General features: G+C 36.5%; 20 protein-coding genes. 9 read left to right on the top strand and 11 right to left on the bottom strand.

Annotated elements, in window-relative coordinates; all coding sequences use genetic code 11:
• Window positions 1-150: 150 nt before the first annotated feature.
• From ACK2M2_RS11420 to ubiG, 3 genes are read right to left on the bottom strand one after another with little or no spacing between them, the layout of a single operon-like run.
• Window positions 151-897, bottom strand: coding sequence for a YciK family oxidoreductase (locus tag ACK2M2_RS11420; protein WP_409512197.1), 747 nt, complete (start codon window positions 895-897; stop codon window positions 151-153).
• Window positions 898-939: 42 nt separating this feature from the next.
• Window positions 940-1626: an HAD family hydrolase gene (locus ACK2M2_RS11415; protein ID WP_419348522.1), complete on the bottom strand. Its 687-nt coding sequence runs from the start codon at window positions 1624-1626 to the stop codon at window positions 940-942.
• Complete coding sequence (gene ubiG / locus ACK2M2_RS11410) at window positions 1626-2339, bottom strand: bifunctional 2-polyprenyl-6-hydroxyphenol methylase/3-demethylubiquinol 3-O-methyltransferase UbiG (RefSeq protein ID WP_409512199.1); 714 nt, start codon at window positions 2337-2339, stop codon at window positions 1626-1628. Before ubiG ends, ACK2M2_RS11415 begins: the two co-directional genes overlap by 1 nt.
• 192 nt (window positions 2340-2531) lie before the next feature.
• Between ubiG and ACK2M2_RS11405 the strand changes: the two genes are divergently transcribed.
• Window positions 2532-3146, top strand: a complete 615-nt coding sequence (locus ACK2M2_RS11405) for a thiol:disulfide interchange protein DsbA/DsbL (protein ID WP_419348519.1) — start codon at window positions 2532-2534, stop codon at window positions 3144-3146.
• Between the two features lie 85 nt (window positions 3147-3231).
• Here the strand turns inward: ACK2M2_RS11405 and ACK2M2_RS11400 are convergent, their stop codons facing one another.
• A complete protein-coding gene (locus ACK2M2_RS11400; RefSeq protein WP_409512201.1) occupies window positions 3232-3879 on the bottom strand; it encodes a TetR family transcriptional regulator in 648 nt (215 codons plus the stop codon).
• A 190-nt stretch (window positions 3880-4069) separates the two neighbouring features.
• Here ACK2M2_RS11400 and ACK2M2_RS11395 point away from each other — a divergent pair, with 190 nt between their 5' ends.
• From ACK2M2_RS11395 to rph, 4 genes are all read left to right on the top strand, one after another.
• Complete coding sequence (locus ACK2M2_RS11395) at window positions 4070-5089, top strand: ferredoxin reductase (RefSeq protein ID WP_419348516.1); 1020 nt, start codon at window positions 4070-4072, stop codon at window positions 5087-5089.
• A gap of 137 nt (window positions 5090-5226) precedes the next feature.
• Window positions 5227-6366 carry a fatty acid desaturase family protein gene (locus ACK2M2_RS11390; RefSeq protein WP_419348513.1) on the top strand — a complete coding sequence of 380 codons (1140 nt, stop codon included), beginning with the start codon at window positions 5227-5229 and terminating at the stop codon, window positions 6364-6366.
• 260 nt (window positions 6367-6626) lie between these two features.
• Window positions 6627-8780 carry a TonB-dependent receptor gene (locus tag ACK2M2_RS11385; protein ID WP_419348564.1) on the top strand — a complete coding sequence of 718 codons (2154 nt, stop codon included), beginning with the start codon at window positions 6627-6629 and terminating at the stop codon, window positions 8778-8780.
• A 331-nt stretch (window positions 8781-9111) separates the two neighbouring features.
• Window positions 9112-9828: a ribonuclease PH gene (rph, locus tag ACK2M2_RS11380; protein WP_409512204.1), complete on the top strand. Its 717-nt coding sequence runs from the start codon at window positions 9112-9114 to the stop codon at window positions 9826-9828.
• A gap of 83 nt (window positions 9829-9911) precedes the next feature.
• On the opposite strand, the gene ACK2M2_RS11375 is transcribed toward rph, so the two are convergent.
• Entirely contained in the window at window positions 9912-11783 is a 1872-nt protein-coding gene (locus tag ACK2M2_RS11375; protein ID WP_419348511.1) for an LTA synthase family protein, read from the bottom strand.
• 178 nt (window positions 11784-11961) lie between these two features.
• Complete coding sequence (gene nadC / locus ACK2M2_RS11370) at window positions 11962-12807, bottom strand: carboxylating nicotinate-nucleotide diphosphorylase (protein ID WP_419348508.1); 846 nt, start codon at window positions 12805-12807, stop codon at window positions 11962-11964.
• Between the two features lie 177 nt (window positions 12808-12984).
• On the opposite strand from nadC, the gene ampD reads away from it, so the two are divergent.
• Together ampD and murJ are read left to right on the top strand one after the other, a co-directional pair.
• Window positions 12985-13557, top strand: a complete 573-nt coding sequence (gene ampD, locus ACK2M2_RS11365) for a 1,6-anhydro-N-acetylmuramyl-L-alanine amidase AmpD (protein WP_419348505.1) — start codon at window positions 12985-12987, stop codon at window positions 13555-13557.
• 77 nt (window positions 13558-13634) lie between these two features.
• Window positions 13635-15185 carry a murein biosynthesis integral membrane protein MurJ gene (gene murJ, locus ACK2M2_RS11360; RefSeq protein WP_419348562.1) on the top strand — a complete coding sequence of 517 codons (1551 nt, stop codon included), beginning with the start codon at window positions 13635-13637 and terminating at the stop codon, window positions 15183-15185.
• A 79-nt stretch (window positions 15186-15264) separates the two neighbouring features.
• Here murJ and ACK2M2_RS11355 read toward each other — a convergent pair whose 3' ends face one another.
• The 5 genes from ACK2M2_RS11355 to ACK2M2_RS11335 all read right to left on the bottom strand — a co-directional run bounded on the left by ACK2M2_RS11355 (window position 15265) and on the right by ACK2M2_RS11335 (window position 20856).
• Window positions 15265-15951 carry an FKBP-type peptidyl-prolyl cis-trans isomerase gene (locus tag ACK2M2_RS11355; RefSeq protein WP_419348503.1) on the bottom strand — a complete coding sequence of 229 codons (687 nt, stop codon included), beginning with the start codon at window positions 15949-15951 and terminating at the stop codon, window positions 15265-15267.
• Window positions 15952-16187: 236 nt separating this feature from the next.
• Window positions 16188-16892, bottom strand: coding sequence for an FKBP-type peptidyl-prolyl cis-trans isomerase (locus tag ACK2M2_RS11350; protein WP_409512210.1), 705 nt, complete (start codon window positions 16890-16892; stop codon window positions 16188-16190).
• Window positions 16893-17117: 225 nt separating this feature from the next.
• Complete coding sequence (locus ACK2M2_RS11345) at window positions 17118-19310, bottom strand: polysaccharide biosynthesis tyrosine autokinase (RefSeq protein ID WP_419348500.1); 2193 nt, start codon at window positions 19308-19310, stop codon at window positions 17118-17120.
• A gap of 14 nt (window positions 19311-19324) precedes the next feature.
• Window positions 19325-19759 (bottom strand): low molecular weight protein-tyrosine-phosphatase, encoded by a 435-nt coding sequence (locus ACK2M2_RS11340; RefSeq protein WP_409512212.1) that lies wholly within the window; start codon window positions 19757-19759, stop codon window positions 19325-19327.
• The gene (locus ACK2M2_RS11335; RefSeq protein WP_419348497.1) at window positions 19759-20856 is read right to left on the bottom strand and encodes a polysaccharide biosynthesis/export family protein; all 1098 of its coding nucleotides are present in this window, start codon (window positions 20854-20856) and stop codon (window positions 19759-19761) included. The genes ACK2M2_RS11340 and ACK2M2_RS11335 overlap by 1 nt, the downstream gene beginning before the upstream one ends.
• A 216-nt stretch (window positions 20857-21072) precedes the next feature.
• Between ACK2M2_RS11335 and tviB the strand changes: the two genes are divergently transcribed.
• A complete protein-coding gene (tviB, locus tag ACK2M2_RS11330; RefSeq protein ID WP_419348495.1) occupies window positions 21073-22347 on the top strand; it encodes a Vi polysaccharide biosynthesis UDP-N-acetylglucosamine C-6 dehydrogenase TviB in 1275 nt (424 codons plus the stop codon).
• A 26-nt stretch (window positions 22348-22373) separates the two neighbouring features.
• On the top strand, window positions 22374-23432 hold the full coding sequence (rfbB, locus tag ACK2M2_RS11325) for a dTDP-glucose 4,6-dehydratase (protein WP_419348493.1): 1059 nt from the start codon (window positions 22374-22376) through the stop codon (window positions 23430-23432).
• Window positions 23433-23434: the final 2 nt, after the last annotated feature.

The raw sequence follows: 23434 nt of genomic DNA, 5'->3' as shown, positions 1-23434 counted from the left end.
ACTCAGTATGTTGTGAATGATAAGTAGAGCATAGAATATTTTATTCAATGTGTTAAATGGATTAAAAATCTAATAATAATTGGGTAAAGCGATTAAAAAAACCCGATTTCATAAACAAAATCGGGTAAGATAAAAATGAATCATCAGAGTTTAATCTTGGGCGTCAATACTCTGACCATTCATATGCAAGCTGTCGTCACCCATGAGATATAAATATGCAGGCATGATAGCTTCAGGTGTTGGTAATACTTTTGGGTCTTCTTGTGGATAGGCTTTGGCACGCATTGCCGTTCGTGTGCCACCAGGGTTAACGCAGTTATAACGAATGTTTGGATAAGTATTTTCTTTAGCAAAGATCTGACTGACGGCTTCAATGGCAATTTTTGAAACCGAATATGCACCCCATTCTGCACGTGCTTCACGACCTACACCAGAACTCGCAAAGACGACAGACGCATTTTCAGATTTTTGCAATAAAGGCAGAAGTTCTTGCGTCAGTACAAAAGGTGCGCGTAAGTTAACTGCCATGACATCATCCCAAACCTCTTCAGGATATTGTGCTAAAGGGACACGTTCACCTAAGATGCCAGCATTATGCAAAATTCCATCTAAGCGACCAAATTGTTGTTCGAGTGTATCGACTAATAATTCATAATCTCTTGCAGAAGCGGTAGAAAGTTGTAGCGGTAAAATGGCAGGTTGTGGTGCGCCAAGAGCTTCAATTTCATCATAAATCACTTCTAACTTATTGAGCGTGCGACCATGCAAAACCACCGTTGCGCCGTGTAGGGCATAACTAATTGCAGCAGCACGACCAATTCCATCACCTGCACCCGTGATCAGAATAATTTTATCTTTCAATAAGTCGGGACGAGGTTGATATTCTGAATACTTCATGCGTGACCTCCTGTAATTTTTATGATGCTTGAAAATGCTAAATTACGCTGTTGTCGATGGAATATCTACTAAGTTTTCGATGAGTTGATGTAATTCGACGACATTATTTACGATGGCATCTGCTTGCCATGCAGCAAGATCATCTTTGTGTTGCAATGGTAAATAGCCATAAGCTGCTAAAATGGTATACATATTTGCATGACGCCCAGCATCAATATCTCGTGGATGATCACCCACATAGATACATTGTTCAGGCGCGATATTAATCTGCTTTGCTGCTAAATACATTGGTTCAGGATCAGGCTTTGTTTTGCTGACATCTTCAGGGCAAACTAAAACTGCACAACGCTCCGTCAAATTGAGTGCTTCGAGTAATGACTCACTTAAACCACGCGGTTTATTGGTGACAATTCCCCAAGGAATATTATTTTGTTCAAGCTGTTCAAGTAGGGGATACATACCTTCAAAAAGGTCTGTATTTACCGCAATATCTGCACCATATAAATCTAAAAAGCGCTGACGATGTGCAAGAAAAATCGGGTCATCCACTTCTAGTTCAGGATAAACTAATTTCATCATCGCTCGTGCACCTTCAGATACTTGGGTGCGAATCAGATCGGCTTCGACAACAGTACGATCTTCATTACGGCACATTTGTTGAATAATGCGAATGAAGTCAGCAGCAGTATCAATTAAGGTTCCATCAAGATCAAAAAGTACGGCTTGCATTACACACCTTCGTTTACGGTATAGACCATATAGTTGACATCAACGTTTGGGGCTAACCAATAGTTTTGAGTCAGTGGGTTAAAATGTAAACCTGTCATATCTTTGAGTTTTAAGCCTGCTCCACGAATGTCATGTGCAAGTTCTGATGGTTTAATAAATTTGTGATAATCATGCGTACCCTTTTTTAGCATACGCAAAACGTATTCTGCACCAATAATCGCTAGTAAATAGGCTTTAGGATTACGGTTAATGGTCGAGAAAAAGACATGACCACCTGGTTTGACGAGTTTTTGGCAGGCTTGAATGATGGATGCTGGATTCGGTACGTGTTCAAGCATTTCCATACAGGTCACAACGTCATATTGTCCTGCTTGTTCTTCGGCAAGTTGCTCTACAGGAACTTGGCGATACTCGATATTATTTACATTTTCTTGTTCTGCATGTAAACGAGCAACATTGAGTGGTGCTGCACCCATGTCGATGCCTAAAACATCTGCACCACGACGTGCCATGCTTTCAGCCAAGATACCACCACCACAGCCGACGTCGAGAATTTTTTTACCACTTAAACCGCCTACGTGTTCATCAACCCAATTTAAACGTAGTGGATTAATTTGATGTAGTGGACGAAACTCAGATTGCTGATCCCACCAAAGTGCCGCAAGGGCTTCAAATTTTGCAATTTCTTGTGGATCAACGTTAAGTTGCGACATGCAAGTCACCTCTAAATCAATTGTTTTCATCAAAAATAAGTTTATGTGCTAGTGTAACCATAATTCTGAAAAAAGCGATGAATCGTATAAAAATCTTCACAGAAGGAAAACGATTTTCCCATATTTGTTTTATAGTTAGCAGATAAGCTAATGACAGCTATATAAGATGATGCATAGAGGACAAAAATTGTAATGAAAAAATTTATTCTTGGCGGTGTAGCCGCTATGGTTATGGCATTTTCTGCAAACACAATGGCAGCAGATTATGTTGCAGGTAAAGATTACACCGTGATTCAGAACCCTGGTAAATCTGCGGTTCCAGGTAAAATCGAAGTTCGTGAATTTTTTTGGTACGGATGTCCTCACTGTATCAAGTTAGAACCACATATGCAGACTTGGCTGAAAAAATTGCCAAAAGATATTTACTTTGTGCGTACACCTGCCGCAATGAATAAAGTTTGGGAACAAGGTGCTCGTGCATATTATGTAACGGAAGCGCTTGGTGTGCGTAAAAATACGCATTTACCAATTTTCCATGCAAATGGAAATGGTCAACAAGTTTTACAAAAAGCAGAGTTTTCTCAGTTTTTAACGCATTATGGTGTACCTGAAGCAAAATTTAATAGTATGTATGATTCTTTCCCAATTACTGCAAAAGTGGCTGAGTCAAATAAACTTGCACAACAGTACCAACTTTCAGGTGTTCCTGCTGTGGTTGTAAATGGTAAATATGTTGTTACTGGTGAAGATGCTAAAGTTACTCAAGTAGTTGATTATTTAGTTAATTTAGAACGTAAGTCGAAGTAGTTCTTAGACTTATAGCGAAAAGCCAATCAATTTTGATTGGCTTTTTTGATTTAATGATTAGAAAAATGACGTGATACATTATTTTTTATACTTCTTTACGACCTTCCCAATTGGAAATACCTTTAAAAATTAAATGAACTTGCGTCACAGCTTGCTTTTTTAGAACCATTTTTTGTAGTTCAAGCTCTATACCTTTGTATTGACGGCAGAGGCTAATCCACGACATTGCCCAAGTAAAAGAAAGATTAATGAGAATATTGGTGAGTCCACGTAAATCAGCAACATCATCAAAATTTTGTACAATCTCAAATTTGGTCAGATCATTAGCAAGATCGTCATTGAGAAACTCAATTTCTCGTGCAATGGAATGACGCACAACTTCTGAACCGCCCCAACGCTCTGCAATCATAAAAATCCACTGTTGTGGATAGACATCAACCGCATGAAAAAAGTGTTCCATGCTGGTTTGAGCTTTAGCATTCGGCTGTGCTAAGCCATGCCCAAGTTGATGCACTACACTTTTTAAATATAGCGCAACCTGATCAACTAACTCTTTGCCAAGTTCATCCATATCTTGGAAATGACGATAAAACGCCGTTGGAACTAAACCAACCTCTCTGGCTACTTCACGCAAACTAATACTGGAAAATGAACGACCTGAAGTGCTTAATGTCAAAGCCGCATCAAGTAAAGCCTGACGACTTTGCTGTTTGCGTTCATCCCGTATTGACATGTGTACACCTGTATTTTTGTGGTGTGATGAGTCTATCAAAAATAGCGATATAAAAATAATGATAAATTAAGCGATGAATGTCAGTGCACACCTGTTGACTCAAATTATAAAAATAAATTATAGTGCACGAGTGTTCACTAAAAGAACATTTGTTCACTCAATAAATAGCAAGCATAAAGAGGAACGTTTTATGAGTAGCCAAATGCAGTATCAGCCACAATGGGTACGTGAAGATTTTGTCGATTTTGTCGCTGAAAAAATCAATCCTGTTTGGGCTTGGAAAAAGGTCAAAGCCAGTATTATTAAAATTCGGAGTTTAAGTACTGATTTTTATCAAATACAGTTACGTCCGAATCGTAATTTTAAACATCAACAGTTTAAAGCAGGGCAAAGTGTTCTCGTCACTGTAGAAATTGCTGGTGTGCGCCAACAGCGTAATTACTCTGTAGTCAAATTTCTAAGTAATGGCGATATTATTCTTGGTGTCAAACAGCAAGGTCTTGTATCTAAAGCTATTACACAAGCTGACTTAGGAAGTATTGTTGAGTTATCTCAACCGCAAGGTAATTTTACACTGCAAGCTGATTTATCTCCGTTGCTATTGCTCGCATCAGGTAGTGGTATTACTGCAATTTATTCATTGTTACAACAAGCTATACAAAAAGGGCATCAGATTGATCTCATTTACTTTAGTCGTGATGGTGCATTTCACGTGGAACTTGAGCAGTTAGCACAACAGTGTGCGGCTTTGAAATATCATCACATCAATACAGTAACGCAGAAACAGCACTTAGATTTAGCGTTATTAGAACAATTGATTCCTGATTTTACGCAACGCCAAACGTATGCATGTGGTGCAAGTACAATGATGCAAAGTTTGAATCAAATTTATAAGCAACATGGTTTACAGCATCAATTACATCAGGAATATTTCAAAATTACGGTTGATGAAAATCTAGCTGTGCAGCCTGTGACATTCTTACGCTCACAGCAAGAGTTTGAAGCACAAAGTAATTTGCTAGAAAGTGCAGAAAAAGCAGGTTTAAGACCAACGCATGGTTGTCGTATGGGAATTTGTAATACTTGCACCTGTACCAAAGTGAGTGGTTCAACTAGAAATGTGCTGACAGGCGAAATTGATCATGGATCAAATACTCAAATCAAGCTGTGTATTAGTCAGGCAATTAGTCCAGTAACGATTAATTTGTAATATAAAAATTTAATTTTTAATCCTTTACGCAATTTCAAGATCAAATCGTTTTCGATTCATTGAATCTAAAGCTCGGGGAAATTGCACATAAAATTTAGTCACAGTCGCTCAAAATGCACTGTGTAGGAGTAGAAAAGATGAATATGTCAGTGAATTTTCCAAGCAGTAAGTCGAAGCATTTAAGTCCTGAACAAACTGAAGAATTTGGTCGCCGTGTTGACCAAATACGCCGTGAAGTAATGGATCGCTTAGGTGAGCAAGATGCGAAATATATTTATAAAATTCGCAATTTTGTTCGGTATAGCGAAATTGCATCTCGTGGCATGTTGATGTTTGGTGGTTGGATTCCACCTGTTTGGGTGATCGGAACAGGTTTATTGGGCATTTCTAAAATTGTAGAAAATATGGAGCTCGGTCATAACGTAATGCATGGTCAGTTTGATTGGCTCAATGATCCGAGTCTAAACGGTGCAAATTATGATTGGGATACGATGTCATCGGGCGATGATTGGAAATATACCCATAATTATCTGCATCATACCTATACCAATATTGTTGGTAAAGATCATGATGTTGGCTATGGTTTACTTCGAGTGAGTGAGTCGCAAAAATGGGAACCTCGTTTTTTATTTAATATTCCTTTAGCAATTCAGTTGATGGTATTTTTTGAATGGTATGTGGGGGTTCAAAATCTACATTTGGAAGATGCTTTAATTTATAAGACTAAAACGTGGAAACAAGTTTGGGCAGATGCGGCTAAATTCCGTAAGAAAGTCCGCCGTCAGGTTTTAAAAGATTATGTATTTTTTCCTGTAATTGCAGGGCCGAATGCTTTACCTGTATTTGTAGGTAATGCGGTTGCCAATGTCATTCGTAGTTTATGGTCTTCAGCTGTAATTTTTAATGGTCATTTTACGGAAGATGCTGAAACTTTTGAAATGGATAATACTGAGAATGAAACGCGTGCTGAATGGTATTTACGTCAAATTCGCGGTTCAAGTAATTTTACAGGAACAGAATGGCTACATATTTTAAGTGGTAATTTGAGCCATCAAATTGAGCATCATTTATTTCCAGATATGCCTGCTAATCGTTATGCAGAAGTTGCCCCAAAAATTAAAGCATTATGTGCTGAATATGAAATTAACTATAACGAAGCGAATTTTTTTCAACAGTTTGGTAGCGTATGGGTACGTTTAGCAAAGCATTCTCTGCCAAATAATATGACAGCTAAAATCACGCAATCTTTGCAAAAAGTGAAAGGAATTTTTGCTTAGTCTCACAAAATAAAATTGTATAAAAATTATTGTTGAAAGATCAATATTCATTCATAAAGTCCAATGTAAGTCATTGGGCTTTCCACATTATGCAAAACTATTTATTCTGTATTTCTAAAGAGTTATGTTTAATTGTGAATAAATTATGAATTTTTTCATGAATATTATTGTGGTCTTGTTGTAAATAATAATATAATTGAGAAATATTATCATTTACTGTTGGTGTGTCTGTGCCTTACGCAAAAAAAACTTTAGCTCTGATGATGTTTTCTACAGGGTATCTTTTTGTATCTTCAGCAGCTTTCGCAAATTCAGAAATGAATGAACAAGTGAAAGTATCGGCGACTTTGCCCACTATTGTGATTGAGGCAATGGCGGAAGGTGATCCAATAAAAACATATGTTGACTATAAGCAAGCAAATGTCACAAGAAATGGATTGGACAAAAAAGATATTCCACAGACTGTAGACACCATTGATGTATCAAAATACAAACTTTATGGGGCAAATGATTTAAGCGTAATGTTACAAGGTACACCAGGTGTATCAACATCTTACGATATGCGTGGCGATGGCATTATGCTACGTGGTTTTAGTGCAGATACTGGTGATATCTATCGAGATGGTGTCCGTGAAAGTGGTCAAGTAAGACGTAGTACAGCCAATGTTGAACGCATTGAGATCTTAAAAGGACCTGCTTCCGTTTTGTATGGTCGGAGTGGAGGTGGTGGTGTCATCAATATGGTGACTAAATTTGCTAACTTTGAATCACCAAGTACTATTGGTGCATATGCTGGTTCTTATGAAAATGTAGGTGGAACCGTTGATATCAATAAGGTCTTAAATGACAACTGGGCTGTACGTTTAGTCGGTGAAAAATCAGATACCAACAGTTTCCGTGATGGTATTGGTTCAAATGAAGAAATGATATCACCAAGCTTTACCTATCGTAGTGATGATGAAAGATTATTGTGGACAACCGAATTTACCTATGACGATTTAAATCGTGTTCCTGATCGTGGTCCATCTTATGAAAACTTGCCTGATGGAACTTCAATTAAAATGGGCTTTGCACAAAGCGGAGACTATGTTGAAGATGTTTTAAAAACGGCAAGAACAGATGTGAAGTATGAGTTTGCACCAGGGTGGAAGTTTCATTGGGGCTTAAGCCATCGTGAAGCAGAACAGAACTTTGATCATTTTTATTTAGGGTCAATGTGTACGGCTGATAAGACCCCAACAGCAAAAGATAAGGGCTGTTATAAAGGTTATATCAATCAAATTTATTATTGGCAACAAACCACAAATAAAACGACTGCAAATACGTGGGATATATCGGGTGAATTCACAACAGGCTCGTTAAAACATAATGTTCTGGTGGGAACAGATTGGACTTATGAGCAACGTGAGCCATTACTGTCAAATAAAAATCAAGATGGTTCATTAATATATGGTTTTGTTAATCCGTTAACAGGTGATCGATTTAGTAATCGTGGTAGTGGTCATGTTGTGACTTCACATAACTATAATGAAGGGACAAATTACGGTCTGTTCCTACAGGATTTGATCAGTTTTAATGACCAAATTAAAATGATGATAGGGGCAAGATATGATTACTATGAAGCGAAAACAACAAATAAGCTTGAAAGTTCATCAAGCTATGGTCAATCTAAAACTGTAGAAAATGAAACACTAAGTCCGAATATTGGTTTTGTATGGCAACCTGTCCCAGCACAAAGCTTATATGCTTCATATAGTAAAAGTTTTGTTCCTTTTGGTGGGAATATGGGGGTCAATGCAGTATCGGCAACTGAGGATTTAAATGCATTTAATGATGAACCTCAATATCTTGATCAATATGAAGTGGGTATCAAAAGTGAATGGCTAGATTCAAAGCTAAATACTCAGTTTTCAGTATTTCATATTCAAAAGCACAATATACGAGCGCATGAAGATCCAGATGATACGAGTTCACCTTATGTAATTGTCGGTGAAAATGAATCACAAGGTTTAGAATTTAGTTTCATTGGTCAAGCATTCTCGAAAGTATATGTTCGAGGTGGTTATGGTTATACAGATGCGAAGATTACTGAAAACAAATTTAAGCCTGAGTTAGTCGATAATGATTTACGTAATGTTTCTAAACATACGGGGAATCTTTTTGTTCGATATTTACCTACAGAAAAATTCTATGGTGAAATTGGTGCAACGTATATGGGTTCATACTATACGTCAGATGAAAATACAGCCAAAATGCCTGATTGGACACGTCTAGATGCAGCTTTAGGTTATAAAGACAAGAATTGGGGCGCAACTGTTGCAGTAAATAACTTAGCAGATAAGGAATATTGGCGTTCAAGTTCAATGCCTGGAACGCCAAGAAATTATTTATTGAAACTCAACTATTATTTCTAATATAAGGTTTTAATGACAAGGCTTCGGCAAAGAGTTTCGGAACTATTTACAGCATAGTTTTGATATAAAATTTCTTGGTTAGAAATTTATTTAAGTCCTTATATGATCCGTTAATAAAATCTCTAGTTCATGATGGCTTTACGCTCATAAACTAGAGATTTAGATCACAGGATATCTGTCAAAAAAGAGCAACATTTTATAATTTTGTGGTTCACGTATTGTATGAACGATATCGCCAATTTTAAAAACCACCAAGATGTAACAAAACCATCCGACTCGCTTCTGCTATAATGTTGCGCAATTCATTTTCAGTCAAAATTTAGGACAAATTATGCGTATTGACCAACGTGCATTAGACCAATTACGTGATGTTAAAATTACTCGTAATTATACGCGTTATGCGGAAGGTTCAGTATTGGTTGAATTTGGTCATACAAAAGTACTTTGTACTGCAAGTATCGATAATTCTGTACCGCGTTTTTTAAAAGGTAAAGGTCAAGGGTGGGTCACTGCTGAATACGGCATGCTGCCACGTTCTACTCATACACGTAGTGACCGTGAAGCGGCTCGTGGTAAACAATCAGGTCGTACTCAAGAAATTCAACGATTAATTGGTCGTAGCCTACGAGCAATGGTCGATTTGAAAAAGCTTGGTGAAAATACTATTACAATTGACTGCGATGTAATCCAAGCGGATGGTGGTACACGTACAGCAGCCATTACAGGTGCAGCAGTTGCACTCATTGATGCAATGAATGTTCTTTTAGAGAAAAAGAAAATCAAACAAGACCCATTAAAAGGTTTAGTTGCAGCAGTTTCAGTTGGTATTTTCCAAGATGAAGTACTGCTTGATCTTTGCTATGAAGAAGATTCAAATTGCCAAACTGACTTAAATGTGGTGATGACGCAAGCAGGTGAGTTTATTGAAATTCAAGGAACTGCTGAAGAAAAACCATTTACTCGCGCGCAGTCTAATGCAATGCTCGATATGGCTGAAAAAGGTATTGCAGAACTTGTGAAAAAACAGCAAGAAGCATTAGGTTGGTAAGCATTTAATTTATATTTAAAGTTTTGAAAATAAAAAACGCATCATGAGATGCGTTTTTTATTTGGGCTGAAAATGATTTAGGATTAAATTTCAGCTTTTGGTTCTAAGATTTTATAGGTAAAGTTTTTACCATTGAGTACATCCATATTCATGTCTTTATATTGCTGTAAAACTAGATCGGTAGGGGTATCACAGCTCATTTGTGGCTGAATACCTGTTTGATGTACTGTTTTATAACAGCTATTCACATGTTGAATAAATGAATAATAAGGTGACAATGGAATATTTGCAGCACTTAAAATACGAGGCGCAAGGAAGTGTGCAGGAATAAATGGTTCTTGCAATGTTTTACGTTCAATAGGGAAATTTGCCCATACAGCAAGTGGGGTTTCAAAGAATTTTACATCCTTTTTCTCCACTTTTTCTTGAGTAGAGGCAAAGAAGCCATATTCATCATAAACTTGTTGCAGGTTTGGTAAATGATCACCAAAGAAAACAATAATCGTTGGACGATCTAACTGCTTCACATCTTCTATCAAGCCTTTAAATTTCTCATCAGCTCGTTGCATACCGGTTAAATAAGTATTTAAAGCCTGTTTTGTTGAATCACTGATGCCTTCTTTAGTAATTTTAAAATGATCTTTACCAAAACGGTCATCACTGTACATTGGATGGTTTTCTACACTAATGGCATAGATAAACTGCGGTTGGTCGGTATTTTTGAGCTGGTCACGAATACCGTTATACAGTAAATCATCGGTTGCCCAACCTGCTTGGTTGATGTATTTACTACGATCTTGGGTGTTGACCATATTTTCAAGCGAGGTGAAACGATGAAAACCTAAGTTTTGATAAACGGCACTACGATTATAAAAATATTTGCCATTATTATGCATGGCAGTTGAGTCATAACCTAATGAATTTAAATAGGTCGCAAGTGAATATGTTGGGCGTTTTAATTTAGATACATAAGCCAATTCATTGTGATTTAAATAGACATTCAGACTGGTTAAGACTTCAAACTCAACATTTGCCGTTCCTCCACCGAAACTTGGTGAGAGTACACTAGACACTTGATTTTTATTAATTGTTGGTGTGACATTTTTAGGTATGCTTTTATCTAAACGTGTTGCATCCCAATGTGATTCACTCATGACAAAAATAATATTGGGTAAAATTGTTTCTTTATTTGTATTGACCGTAGATTGTGCTGCTTCAGGAGCAACTTGTACAGGTGTGTTTGGGTATAAAGCCTGAATTTTATCTTCAGGAATATTTTCAGTTTGAAAAATTTTAGTGTTCAGACCATCAACAGACTTTGAAAAAAAGAAGGTAGAGAATCCTAAATATTTTATAGTGAGATGATCACCGATCCAATCGCCACGTGTTGCAGGCAAATACATTGCATATTCACATAAAGTCCCTTTGATTCGAACAGGACAATTTGCACTAAAATTATTTTTAAAATTTGCGGTGACAAAAAAACCTAAAATCGCAACGCTAAGTACAGTATTGACCCAAAAATTAGGCTTTGAACCAAATTTTTCTTTTTTATATAAAAATATAAAGAGAGCGATAAATGCTGTAATTCCACCAAAAACCGCAAATTTTAAAATCAGGGGGGATGCAATAAACGTTTCTTTAAATAGTAAAAAATCACTAGGTACAAGGCTTGCAGACAAGTACTGTTCTTTTTTGATATTAATAAACGTCAATAAAAAAATAATAAATTGGCTGAAAAATAGACTTGACCACATTTTTCTTAAAAACACATAAAACAAACTAATAAATGCATAATTCATGAGCACTGAAAATGCATATTTATATAAACGAGGTTTTAGATAGATGTCATTTAATTGAAAGAATTTATTGATATCTTCTTGATAGAGAAAAAAAGCAAATACAGATAAGAAAGCTACAAGTAGAAAAAGTACTTGTTGTCCTAATGTCTTCATGCGCTTTTATGCCTAAATATCAATAAATGAGTGGAGCGATATTATAGGCTTCCCAATAGGTTTTTAGAAGAAAATATTTGTATAAAATGTGGTCAACTTTAAGGTGAAACGGCATATCTATTTAAAGAAAAATAGATATGCCGAAGCTGATATAAAATTGTGAGTTAAAGAGCAAGGATTAAGCATTAAAACGCATAGATAAATCAATTGCTTGTACATCTTTGGTCAAGACACCCATGGAAATATAATCCACACCTGTACTTGCAACTTCGCGTAAATTATCGAGGGTAATATTGCCTGAGGCTTCCAATTTACAACGTCCTGCAACGTACTTAACCGCATCAATCATTTGTTGTTGACTGAAGTTATCTAACATCACGATATCTGCTTGGGCTTCAAGTGCTTGATTGAGTTCATCCCATGTTTCGACTTCGACTTCGACCAATTTTCCTGGGGCAATTTGATGCGCTTTAGCAATGGCTTGTGCAATGCCACCTGCTGCCATAATGTGATTTTCTTTAATTAAAAATGCATCAAATAAACCTAAACGGTGGTTTTGCCCACCACCAATGGCAACAGCATATTTTTGTGCGATGCGTAAGCCTGGTAAAGTTTTACGTGTATCTAATAATTTAGTATTTGTACCTTCTAAATATTTTAGATACTCCGCAGTTTTAGTAGCAACTGCAGACAGGGTTTGAATAAAGTTTAATGCAGGACGTTCAACAGTCAATAAACTACGTGCAGAACCTTTTAGGGTATATAAAGTTTCATTGGCAGAAACAGCATCACCATCATTTTTAAGCCAAGTGATTTGTACAGAGGGATCATAGGCTTGAATTAAGGCATTGACCCAAGGTTGACCTGCAAGCACCATATTTTCACGAGTAATAATGGTCGCGGTCGCTTGCTCATCTTCAGGTGTCAGTAAAGCTGTAATATCGGCATCACCAATATCTTCCTGTAAAGCATGTTGAATGTTGATTTGAATCGCTTGTTCAAGCAGTGCGGCAGGTATGCTCATGGAAATCCCTTATATCCCTCAAAAACTGAGCGATATATTAGCATTGTCCGTATTAGTTTGAGGAAGTTTTTATTTGTATGTGTTCAGAGTACACTGCACAACAATCATTGATTTTTTATGGTCGGATACTCGACTCCATATTGAATCAAAATGTGCAATCAATCTTAGGATGAAATCATGTCTGCAACCGCAAATTTTCAGCTTATTGATGGTCAGCTTCAAGGGGCTCGGCAAATTCCTTCACCTAATTTTAATCAACGCCCTGATCAAACTGAAATTCAATTGATTGTGATTCATAATATTAGTTTGCCACCTTCTCAATTTGGCGGTGGCTACATTGAGCAATTTTTTCAAAATCAGCTCGATTGGTCTGTACATCCTTATTTTCAAACCATTGAAGGCATGCAGGTATCAACACATTTTTTGATTTTACGTACAGGTGAAGTCCTACAGTTTGTCAATTGTCAGGATCGGGCGTGGCATGCAGGTCGTTCGACTTATTTGGCAAAGCAAGAATGTAATGATTATTCAATTGGGATTGAATTAGAGGGTAGTGATGATCTACCTTTTGAAGCTTTACAATATCAAAGCCTTATCGATGTAGTCATCACATTACAAGATACCTATCCTCAAATTAAGCAACATATTGCAGGACATTCTGATATTGCACCAGGACGTAAAACCGATCCAGGCATGTACTTTGAATGGGCAAAATTCCGTGAAATGTTGGCACAGCAACGTAGTGACTAAAAATAGCCAATCGAATTAAGAATTAACAACGTATTTTTAAGCCAACTTAATTACAATAGCGACATTATTATAATGGGATATATACGATGGCGCTTTGGCGATCGACCTTTATTGTCAGTGCAATGACAATGCTGTCACGAGTTCTAGGATTGGTTCGTGACATCGTGCTAATGAATGTATTTGGCGCAGGTAAAGACTTCGATACCTTTGTAGTTGCATTTCGTATTCCAAATTTTTTCAGGCGATTATTTGCCGAAGGGGCATTTTCTCAGGCATTTATTCCTATTTTAACTGAATATAAAACAACAAAATTGCATACAGAAGTACAAATTCTGATTAGTCGTGTTTTCGGTTGTTTATTACTCGCAATGTCAACGCTGACCTTGATCGCGATGATTGCAGCACCTGCAATTTTGTATCTTTATGCACCAGGTTTTCACAGTGATCCTGTAAAATTTGATCTTGCGGTTGATATGTTCCGTTTGACCATTCCTTACTTGATGTTTATGTCACTGACAGCATTTGCGAGTAGCATTTTAAATAGTTACGGATCATTTGCATCACCTGCATTTTCGCCTGTTTTGCTGAATTTGGCGATGATTGCAGGGGCGTGGTTGTTAACGCCATATATGGCTGAGCCGATTATGGCACTCGGTTGGGCAGTGGTCGTCGCAGGTATTTTACAGTTAGCGATTCAGATTCCAGAGTTGTGGAAGAAAAAATTACTGATTCCACCCAAAGTCGATTTTAAACATGAAGGTGTTGATCGTATTTTAAAATTGATGTTGCCTGCGCTTTTTGGTGTATCAGTAACGCAAATCAATTTATTGCTCAATACTATTTGGGCATCATTTATGCAAGATGGCTCAGTGTCATGGTTATATAGTGCAGAACGTATGACTGAATTACCTTTGGGCTTGATTGGTGTAGCGATTGGTACTGTGATTTTGCCATCACTTTCAATGAGTAAGGCAGAAGAAGATCAAGCGAAATTCCGTAGAATGCTCGATTGGGGCGCACGGATTATTGTGCTTGTCGGTGTACCTGCGAGTATTGCACTTTTCATGCTTTCAACCCCAATTATTCAAGCCTTATTTCAGCATGGTGCATTTGATGTGCGTGATACGCAAATGACAGCTATGGCACTGCAATGTATGAGTGGCGGTGTATTGGCATTTATGTTGATTAAAGTTTTTGCACCAGGTTTTTATGCAATTCAAGATACTAAAACGCCTGTCCGTGTGGGCTTAATTGCTGTTGCAACCAATGCAATTTTAAACATCATTTTTATTGGTATTTTTAAACTGATTGATTGGCAAGCAGAACATATGGCGCTTGCGATCGCATCATCAGGTTCAGCATTGGTCAATGCAGGTTTATTATATTTTTATTTACATAAGCGTGATATTTTCCGTTTTGGCGCTCATTGGAAAAAACTTTTTATACAATTTGCAGTAGCCAATATCGTTATGATTGCAGCGTTGTGGTATGGCTTAACTTGGTATGATGGCAATGCATCACAATGGCTTCGTATAGTCGAAGTAGTTGGATTATGTGTACTCGGTGTTGTCGCTTATGCAGTAGGATTATTGGTTACAGGCTTTAGACCTCGCCAATTAAAGCATTAATATTTTAATAATAAGTATAAAAAATCGCACCTTAAATTGTGCGATTTTTTATATCAAAAATTTATTTTTCAGATCAATTTTATAAAATTTTAATCAGTTCAATATCAAAAATAAGTGTGTTATTCGGTCCAATGGTATCACCTGCACCAATTTCACCATAAGCCAATTTTGCAGGAATAAAGAAACGATATTTAGCACCAGTTTTCATCAGTTGTAAGCCTTCAGTCCAACCTTGAATGACTTGGCTGACTTGAAATTCTACAGGTTGATCACGAGCAATTGAACTGTCAAAAACTGTACCGTTAATTAAACGACCTTCGTAATGCACAAGTACTTTAGATGATGCAGAAGGAGATTTGCCTGTACCTTGTTGTAAAACTTGATATTGCAAACCACTTGCTTGAGTGATAACACCTGATTTTTTTGCATTTTCAGCTAAGAACGCATCACCTTCTTTAGCATTTTTGATCGCAAGGCTTTTAAAGTCTTGTAATTGTTTCGCTTCACTTTGTTGTTTGTAATTTGCGAGCGCTTTTGCCATTTCTTCATCGGTTAATGTGGCTTTTTGACCATTAGAACCTTCTTTAATACCTTGTATAAATGCATCTAAATTAATATCTTTTAAGGTTTCAGCATTACTACGACCCATGACATAGCCATAGCTATAGCCTAATTGATCTTGTTGCGTACTTTTTGTGGTGATTGGGGCTGCCGTACTGATGACACTAAGGCTCAGGAGCGAGATCGCTAAAACCATATTTTTCATATATATTTCCATGATTTAACAAAAGGCTTAATATTTATGCAAGCTCAGAAGGCAAATATTTGTGGATGCTTGTTCGATGCTGTAGATTGCAAAAGTGAATATTTTAGGGGTATAGATATAACATAATTAAGAAAACCAATAATGTATGTTGTCGCTAAAAGATTGAATAAATATTGATTTTAATTTTATGTTACTTAAACAGGGAGAGCATGCTCTCCCATCTTTTTAATTTTAAATTATTTAACTTTAATGAGCTCTACATCAAAAATGAGAACGCTGTTCGGTGGAATAGAACCCGCTGTTTGTTCACCATAACCTAGGTTAGAAGGGATATATAAAGTCGCTTTACCGCCTTCTTTCATCAGTTGTAAACCTTCAGTCCACCCTGGAATCACTTGATTCAGCTGAAATTCAATCGGTTCACCACGGTCATAAGAGCTATCGAAAACTGTGTTATCAACTAATTGCCCTTTGTAATGGACCTTAACCATAGACGTTGCCGTTGGATGAGCGCCCGTACCTTCTTTAGTAATCTTGTACTGTAGACCCGATGCAGTCGTAATTACACCTGGTTTTTTAGCATTTTCAGCAAGGAATTGATCATTCGTTGATACTGTAGTTTTAGCAGCATCTACTTGTTTTTGTTCTAATTCTTTTTGAAGCAATGCAGAAGCAGCTTTAAGCTCTTCATCGGTATAAATACGCTCTTGCTTTGCATGTGCCGCTCGAATGCCAGTAATGAAGCCATCAACATTAAGCTCAGGAGGCGTTTGTTGACCAATTTCATAACCCAAAGCATAACTGATTTTATCAATCGGTTTTGCATCTTTAGACATGGTTGCAACGGTAGGTTGAGCAGGATGCTGCGTTGCATAATATACAGGTACAAGTGCAGCACCGCCTAATAAGACAGCGACAGCAATGGGTAAGGCTTTACTCATAGGTTTTCTCAGTTTTTAATCATTACAACACGAAATTAATCGTCATAGTTTAATTGATAAAGCATATCGCTTCTGTATAACAAACGATATCATTTTTGAATAAAATCAATGAAAAATATTGTGCAGGATCATTTTATTCCTAGATTTAGCATTTGCTTATAGATTGGCTTTTTTATAAAAAAAATTAGATTTAAAAAAGCTGGGTTGGAACCCAGCTTTTTTAAATCAGTCTAAATCTTTATGAGCGGTATAGGCATAGGAATAATTGTATGCACTACTGCCTGCCATTTTCTGAATATCATTGAGAATTATACCATGCACTTTACTACCAGCTTGTTCAAAGCGGGTCACTGTTATTTCAAGTTCTTGAATCTGCGTTTTAGCAAAACGAGCAACGATCAAATTCACACCAGCATATTGTGAAATGATAATGCCATCTGTTACTGCAAGTACTGGTGGAGTATCCATAATGATATGGTCATATTGCGTAGACAATTGCTCAAGTAATTCTTTGAATTGCACTGAAGATAACATTTCAGAAGGATTTCCTGGATTCTTACCTCGCGCAATAAAGTCTAGATTTGCAACGGTTGTTTTATGAATGGCTTGTTCCAAAGATATTTTCGAAGCCATTAATTCAGTTAGCCCTGGTGCAGGTTCACGATCAAAATATTTGTGTAAATACCCACGACGCAAATCGGCATCAATCAATAAAACACGTTTATTACTTTGTGCAAAAATTGCAGCAAGGTTGGTTGAAATAAAAGATTTACCGACTTCTGGTGCAGGGCCAGAAACTGCAATAATATTATTTTTGGCATTTGCCAAAGCAAAATGAATTGTGGTTCGAATACTGCGTAAGCTTTCGATCGCTACATCTTCCGAATTCTTTATTGCAAGAATAGGAATTGATTTCTTTTTCTTGAGTATTTGAATGCGACTTTCCTGAATAGGAGAGCGTGGAACTGTTGCATATACAGGAAGATTAAGCTCATTTTCAATCTGAGCAGAGTCTTTAATACCTGAACGTAGCATATTGCGTATTAATGCAATAAGAACGCCAATAAACCCACCAACAAATAGCGATAAAATTAAAATAATGAGTTTACGAGGTTTAACAGGTTTAACAGGCTCTACAGCAGTATCAATAATCCGAACATTACCAATTTCGCCCGCTTTAGCAATCTTCAATTGTTGGTAGCTGTTAAGTAGAGAAGTATAAAGCTCAGTATTAACTTTTACATCACGATATATTTGTAAGTACAAGCGTTGTGTTTCAGGTAACTTTTTAATAGATTGGTTAAGTTCAGCCGTCTTTTCATTGAGTGAAGCGACTTGTGCATTGATTTCAGCCATTAATGGGTGATCAGGTGTATATTTTGCAGAAAGTTCAGCTTGCTTCTGTTTCAACTCGATTTTCATTTTTTCAAGATCGATATTTTGCCTAAGCATAAGCTCAGATTCTTGCGTGACATCAATGGTATTATATTGTTCACGGAATTGGTTGAACTTAATTTCAGACTCTTCGAGTTGTTTTTTTAATTCAGGAAGCTGTTTATCCAAAAAACTAAGCGTTTGTTTAGATTCTAACGATTTACGTTCAATATTTTGTGCTGTATAAACATTAAGAATATTATTTAATACTTCTGTAATCGTTGCTTTATCTGTCCCAGAATAATTTAATCCAATTACACCCGTCATTTTACCTTTTTCAGCGACAGCATAGTTTGCTGTAACCAATTTCATGGCAGATGGGAGTGATAGTTTTTTCAAAGTGAATGTTTGTTTAAATGGTGTCTTACTATAAATTTGAACATTCCAAAGACCCATTAAATCGGAAGATTGATTAATCTGATTCAAATTACCTTTGAAAACGATTTCATCTTTATAGCTTAAATTAAATCGATTTTGGTCTATAAAACTTAAAACTAATGGTTTGTCATTGTAATAGCTTGGTACATCAAGTTTTTTGATGAAGAAGCTTGACTGATTACGTGTATAAATAACAGCATCAGGTTTATAGTCAAGGCTAATTTTATCTTGTGAAACTAAACGGTCAAATAAATTATTTTGGTTGTCTTCAATTCGGATATTGAGATTTAAATTTTGAATGACTTGACCTAAAATTAATCTTGAATTTAGGATTTCAATTTCTGCATCCGCAGGTGATTTACCACCAACACCATCAGCTAAAGAGCCAAGCTGACCTAGAAGTGCGGCAGACGCAGCACTTTTCCCATCTTCTACAAGAATCATTGCATCTGTAGAATAACTAGAAGGTGTAACCCGTAAATAAAGTAAAGCGCAGATTAAGCTGAGTACGACACAAAGAGCAATTACTTTCCATTGTTCAATCAAAGAGAAAAATAACTCTTTTAAATCAATAGTATCTTCGCTAGTTTTTGAGTTCTGATTCATAAGTAAATAACTGATTAAATTTTAAGGTGTGATTGCCAATCTGAAACATAGCTTTGAATGTTAATACAAGTTTCGTCAAAAAAAGCCTGATCGTGCTTATAAGGGTCAGGTACGTTTTGACTTTGCCAGTGTCCAAGTCTGAATACTTTACCTTTAGCAAAGGGCCAAGTCTGCTCAATATGTTTCTGCTGATTTGTACTCATAACAAGAATTAAATCAGATTTTTTGATCAGTTCCGAGTTGATTTGTTTTGCAACATGACTTCGCATATCGATATTCAATGTATCCATACACAGAATTGCTTTATCGTCCGCAGAATGTCCAACCATTGCAGATAATCCAGCAGAATCAATCTGTAGTTCAGGGTGGTTGGCTTTGAGTAAGAACTCACCCATCGGGCTACGGCAAATATTACCAACACAAACAACGAGGATATTTCTAATTTGCATCAATTACCCCCTAATTGATCAAATGAATATAGTGCGCTTGAGAATGGTACAATCTGGTTCATAATGCGCTGCCAGCGAGTCAGACCCGTTGCATCAATATAAACGATATCATTTTTTTGCATGGCAAATTGATTAGCTAAAGAGAAGTTACCAAGGCTACTTAAATTCAAGTGATAAATTGTAGAGTGGCGAGTCGTTAAGTCAGTACGCATCACATAAATTTTAGCAGCACTTGCAGAGTAAGGATTAATACCTTCACTTTCACCCAGAACATCACTGAGAGTCATGCCCTGATCACGTAACGGAAGTGCTTGGCTTTTATTAGACTCACCCATTACATAAAGTTTCTGATTTTGCTTAGTATTTACAAAAATAGTGTCATTAGGTTGAATGAGTAGGTTGTGTAAAGATAGGCCTTGTTTCTCTAAAGTCAGTACATTGAGATTATACGTTTGACCCTGACGAATAAGTTGGATGTTAGTGTTATCACCTGTTTCAGGATTAACACCACCAGCTTGTCCAAGTGCTGTATATATGCTGATGGGTTGATCATTTAAAGTAAACTGCCCACTACGAAGTACTTGCCCATTAACAAAATAGCGACGCCCTTCATAAGACAATACACGAACAACAACATCAGGATGTTTTAAATATTTAGCAAATTGATTGCGGAGCAATTGGTTGGTGTCAGCAAGTGTTTTACCTGCGACTTTAATTTGACCAACTAAAGGCAGGTAGACATTTCCATTTGGATCAATTGGGTAGCCGACAGCTTTAATATTGGTTGCATCTTGTATCGGTGGTGTAATTTCTGGATAAGCCCAGAGCTGAATGGAAAGAACATCACCAGGACTTAATTTATAAATGCTTTGTTGATTTTTAAATAAACCGATGATATTCGTTGTACTTTGAGTGGTACTAAGTGCGATTTCAGGAAGGCTATTTTGAGTAAGTTGAACTACAGATAGCTCAGCACCTTGATCAGTTTTATAGGATCCTTGATCTGGAAGATCATAGGTTTGTAGACCAGATGTGACTGCACAACCAGAAAAAGACAAAGAAATTGCTAAAAAAAATAATGTGCGTTGGTACTTCACATTCAAGACCCTTAATTTTGTAGTGCTATTTGCGTTTACTTAAAATGTATCCATTATATTTTTTGATTGTATTCTATAATTTATCCAATGGGTATATTTAATGTATTAACCAAGTGTATCAAGCACAGCATACTCAGGTAAAATCTGCTATATTTACGCTTATATAAAGTTTGAGTTTGTTTGTATTAACACTCTTAATTCCTGTTGGATAAAAATATGTTTCAAATAGAACAGCTTAAAATTGCAATTATTGGTCTTGGCTATGTTGGTTTACCTTTGGCTGTTGAATTTGGAAAACATGTTTCAACAGTAGGTTTCGATATTAATACCACACGAATCAATGAATTAAAAAATGGTTTTGACCATACGCTTGAAGTAACTCAGCAAGAGTTGCAAAAGCAAACTTTATTGAGCTATACATCAGACATAGCACAATTGGATCAAAGCAATTTTTATATTGTCACTGTACCAACACCAATTGATGATTTTAAACAACCAGATTTAACACCACTTATTAAAGCATCTGAAAGTATCGCAAAGGTACTTAAAAACGGTGATATCGTAGTCTATGAATCTACAGTATATCCAGGTGCTACAGAAGAAGTCTGTATACCTGTATTAGAGAAAATGTCAGGATTGAGGTTTAATCAAGATTTCTTTGTGGGTTATAGTCCAGAACGTATTAACCCTGGTGATAAGCAACGCCATGTAACCAATATTCTAAAAATTACATCTGGATCTACTGAGCAAGTTGCAGATTATATTGATCAAGTTTATAAGCTAATTATTGAAGCGGGCACATACAAAGCACCATCTTTAAAAGTTGCTGAAGCTGCGAAAGTCATTGAAAACACCCAACGCGATGTCAATATTGCTTTAATTAATGAGCTAGCGCTTATTTTTAATAAGATGGGTATTGATACTGAGGAAGTGCTCAAAGCAGCAGGAACTAAATGGAACTTTTTGAATTTCCGACCAGGATTGGTCGGAGGTCATTGTATTGGTGTAGATCCTTATTATCTAACACATAAGGCACAATCAATTGGTTTGCATCCTGAAATTATTCTTGCAGCTCGTCGTTTAAATGACCGTATGGGTGAATATGTTGCAACCCAACTAATTAAAGAAATGGTTAAAAAACGTATTCAGGTTGTTGGCTCAAAAATTCTAATTATGGGGTTAAGTTTTAAAGAAAACTGTCCAGATATTCGAAATACTAAAATTGTAGATATGGTTAAGGCATTAAAAGAATATGATCTTGATTTAGATATTTATGATCCGTGGGTTGATGTGTCTGAAGCCGAAAATGAATATGGGCTTGCTCCTATTTCTGAGCTTGAAAGTCAGTACGATGCAATTGTCATTGCTGTTGCCCATGATGAATTCAAACAAATGTCGATGGATGATTTTAAAAAATTAGGCAAGGATCAATATGTTTTATATGATTTAAAATATGTATTGGATAAAGAGCAAAGCGATATTCGTTTGTAAGTAAAATTAATAAATCTAGGAATTATATGAAAGTTTTAGTCACTGGCGGTGCTGGTTTTATTGGTTCAGCAGTTGTTCGTCATATTATAAAAAATACGCAAGATGAAGTGCTAAATATAGACAAATTAACCTATGCAGGAAACTTGGAGTCTTTGGCGGAAGTAGATCAAGACCCGAAGTATCAGTTTGCACAGATTGATATTTGTGATGCAGAAGCATTAACTCAAGCATTTTTAACCTTTCAGCCAAATTTAATAATGCACTTGGCGGCTGAATCACATGTTGATCGTTCAATAGATGGCCCAGCAGAATTTATTACTACAAATATTGTTGGAACATATACTTTACTTGAAGTCGCTCGAAAATATTGGATGCAACTCAACGAACAAGAAAAACAACAATTTAGATTTCATCATATCTCAACAGATGAAGTATACGGTGATCTAGATGGTACTGATGATCTGTTTACAGAAACCACATCTTATGCACCCAGCTCGCCTTATTCTGCAAGTAAGGCAAGTTCAGATCATTTAGTTCGAGCTTGGCATCGTACTTATAATTTTCCTGTTATTGTAACTAACTGCTCAAATAACTATGGCCCTTATCATTTTCCTGAAAAATTAATTCCATTAGTGATTTTAAATGCACTCGATGGAAAACCCTTGCCTGTGTACGGTAAAGGGAATCAGATTCGTGACTGGCTTTATGTAGAAGATCACGCACGGGCTTTATATAAGGTTGTCACTGAAGGTGAAATCGGGGAAACTTATAATATTGGTGGACACAATGAGAAGCAGAATATTGAAGTTGTGAAAACAATCTGTAAAATTTTAGATGAATTGAAGCCTCAGGCCAATCACGAAGCTTATGATAAGCTGATTACTTTTGTAAAAGATCGTCCAGGACATGATTTACGTTATGCCATTGATGCATCTAAAATAGCGAATGAATTAGGTTGGAAGCCAAAAGAAACATTTGAAACTGGGATTAGAAAGACAGTTGAATGGTATTTAAATAATATGGAATGGTGCCGTAGGGTTCAAGACGGTAGCTATCAACGTGAACGATTAGGTGTAAGTATATAATG

The sequence above is a fragment of the Acinetobacter sp. TY1 genome (assembly GCF_048551395.1).
Taxonomy (GTDB): Bacteria; Pseudomonadota; Gammaproteobacteria; order Pseudomonadales; family Moraxellaceae; genus Acinetobacter.
This window is presented reverse-complemented; position numbering and strand designations above follow the sequence as displayed.

Coding starts and splice junctions, on each gene's coding strand:
- ACK2M2_RS11420 (WP_409512197.1), bottom strand. CDS start 897: ATGAAGTATTCAGAATATCAACCTCGTCCCGACTTATTGAAAGATAAA.
- ACK2M2_RS11415 (WP_419348522.1), bottom strand. CDS start 1,626: ATGCAAGCCGTACTTTTTGATCTTGATGGAACCTTAATTGATACTGCT.
- ubiG (WP_409512199.1), bottom strand. CDS start 2,339: ATGTCGCAACTTAACGTTGATCCACAAGAAATTGCAAAATTTGAAGCC.
- ACK2M2_RS11405 (WP_419348519.1), top strand. CDS start 2,532: ATGAAAAAATTTATTCTTGGCGGTGTAGCCGCTATGGTTATGGCATTT.
- ACK2M2_RS11400 (WP_409512201.1), bottom strand. CDS start 3,879: ATGTCAATACGGGATGAACGCAAACAGCAAAGTCGTCAGGCTTTACTT.
- ACK2M2_RS11395 (WP_419348516.1), top strand. CDS start 4,070: ATGAGTAGCCAAATGCAGTATCAGCCACAATGGGTACGTGAAGATTTT.
- ACK2M2_RS11390 (WP_419348513.1), top strand. CDS start 5,227: ATGAATATGTCAGTGAATTTTCCAAGCAGTAAGTCGAAGCATTTAAGT.
- ACK2M2_RS11385 (WP_419348564.1), top strand. CDS start 6,627: ATGATGTTTTCTACAGGGTATCTTTTTGTATCTTCAGCAGCTTTCGCA.
- rph (WP_409512204.1), top strand. CDS start 9,112: ATGCGTATTGACCAACGTGCATTAGACCAATTACGTGATGTTAAAATT.
- ACK2M2_RS11375 (WP_419348511.1), bottom strand. CDS start 11,783: ATGAAGACATTAGGACAACAAGTACTTTTTCTACTTGTAGCTTTCTTA.
- nadC (WP_419348508.1), bottom strand. CDS start 12,807: ATGAGCATACCTGCCGCACTGCTTGAACAAGCGATTCAAATCAACATT.
- ampD (WP_419348505.1), top strand. CDS start 12,985: ATGTCTGCAACCGCAAATTTTCAGCTTATTGATGGTCAGCTTCAAGGG.
- ACK2M2_RS11355 (WP_419348503.1), bottom strand. CDS start 15,951: ATGAAAAATATGGTTTTAGCGATCTCGCTCCTGAGCCTTAGTGTCATC.
- ACK2M2_RS11350 (WP_409512210.1), bottom strand. CDS start 16,892: ATGAGTAAAGCCTTACCCATTGCTGTCGCTGTCTTATTAGGCGGTGCT.
- ACK2M2_RS11345 (WP_419348500.1), bottom strand. CDS start 19,310: ATGAATCAGAACTCAAAAACTAGCGAAGATACTATTGATTTAAAAGAG.
- ACK2M2_RS11340 (WP_409512212.1), bottom strand. CDS start 19,759: ATGCAAATTAGAAATATCCTCGTTGTTTGTGTTGGTAATATTTGCCGT.
- tviB (WP_419348495.1), top strand. CDS start 21,073: ATGTTTCAAATAGAACAGCTTAAAATTGCAATTATTGGTCTTGGCTAT.
- rfbB (WP_419348493.1), top strand. CDS start 22,374: ATGAAAGTTTTAGTCACTGGCGGTGCTGGTTTTATTGGTTCAGCAGTT.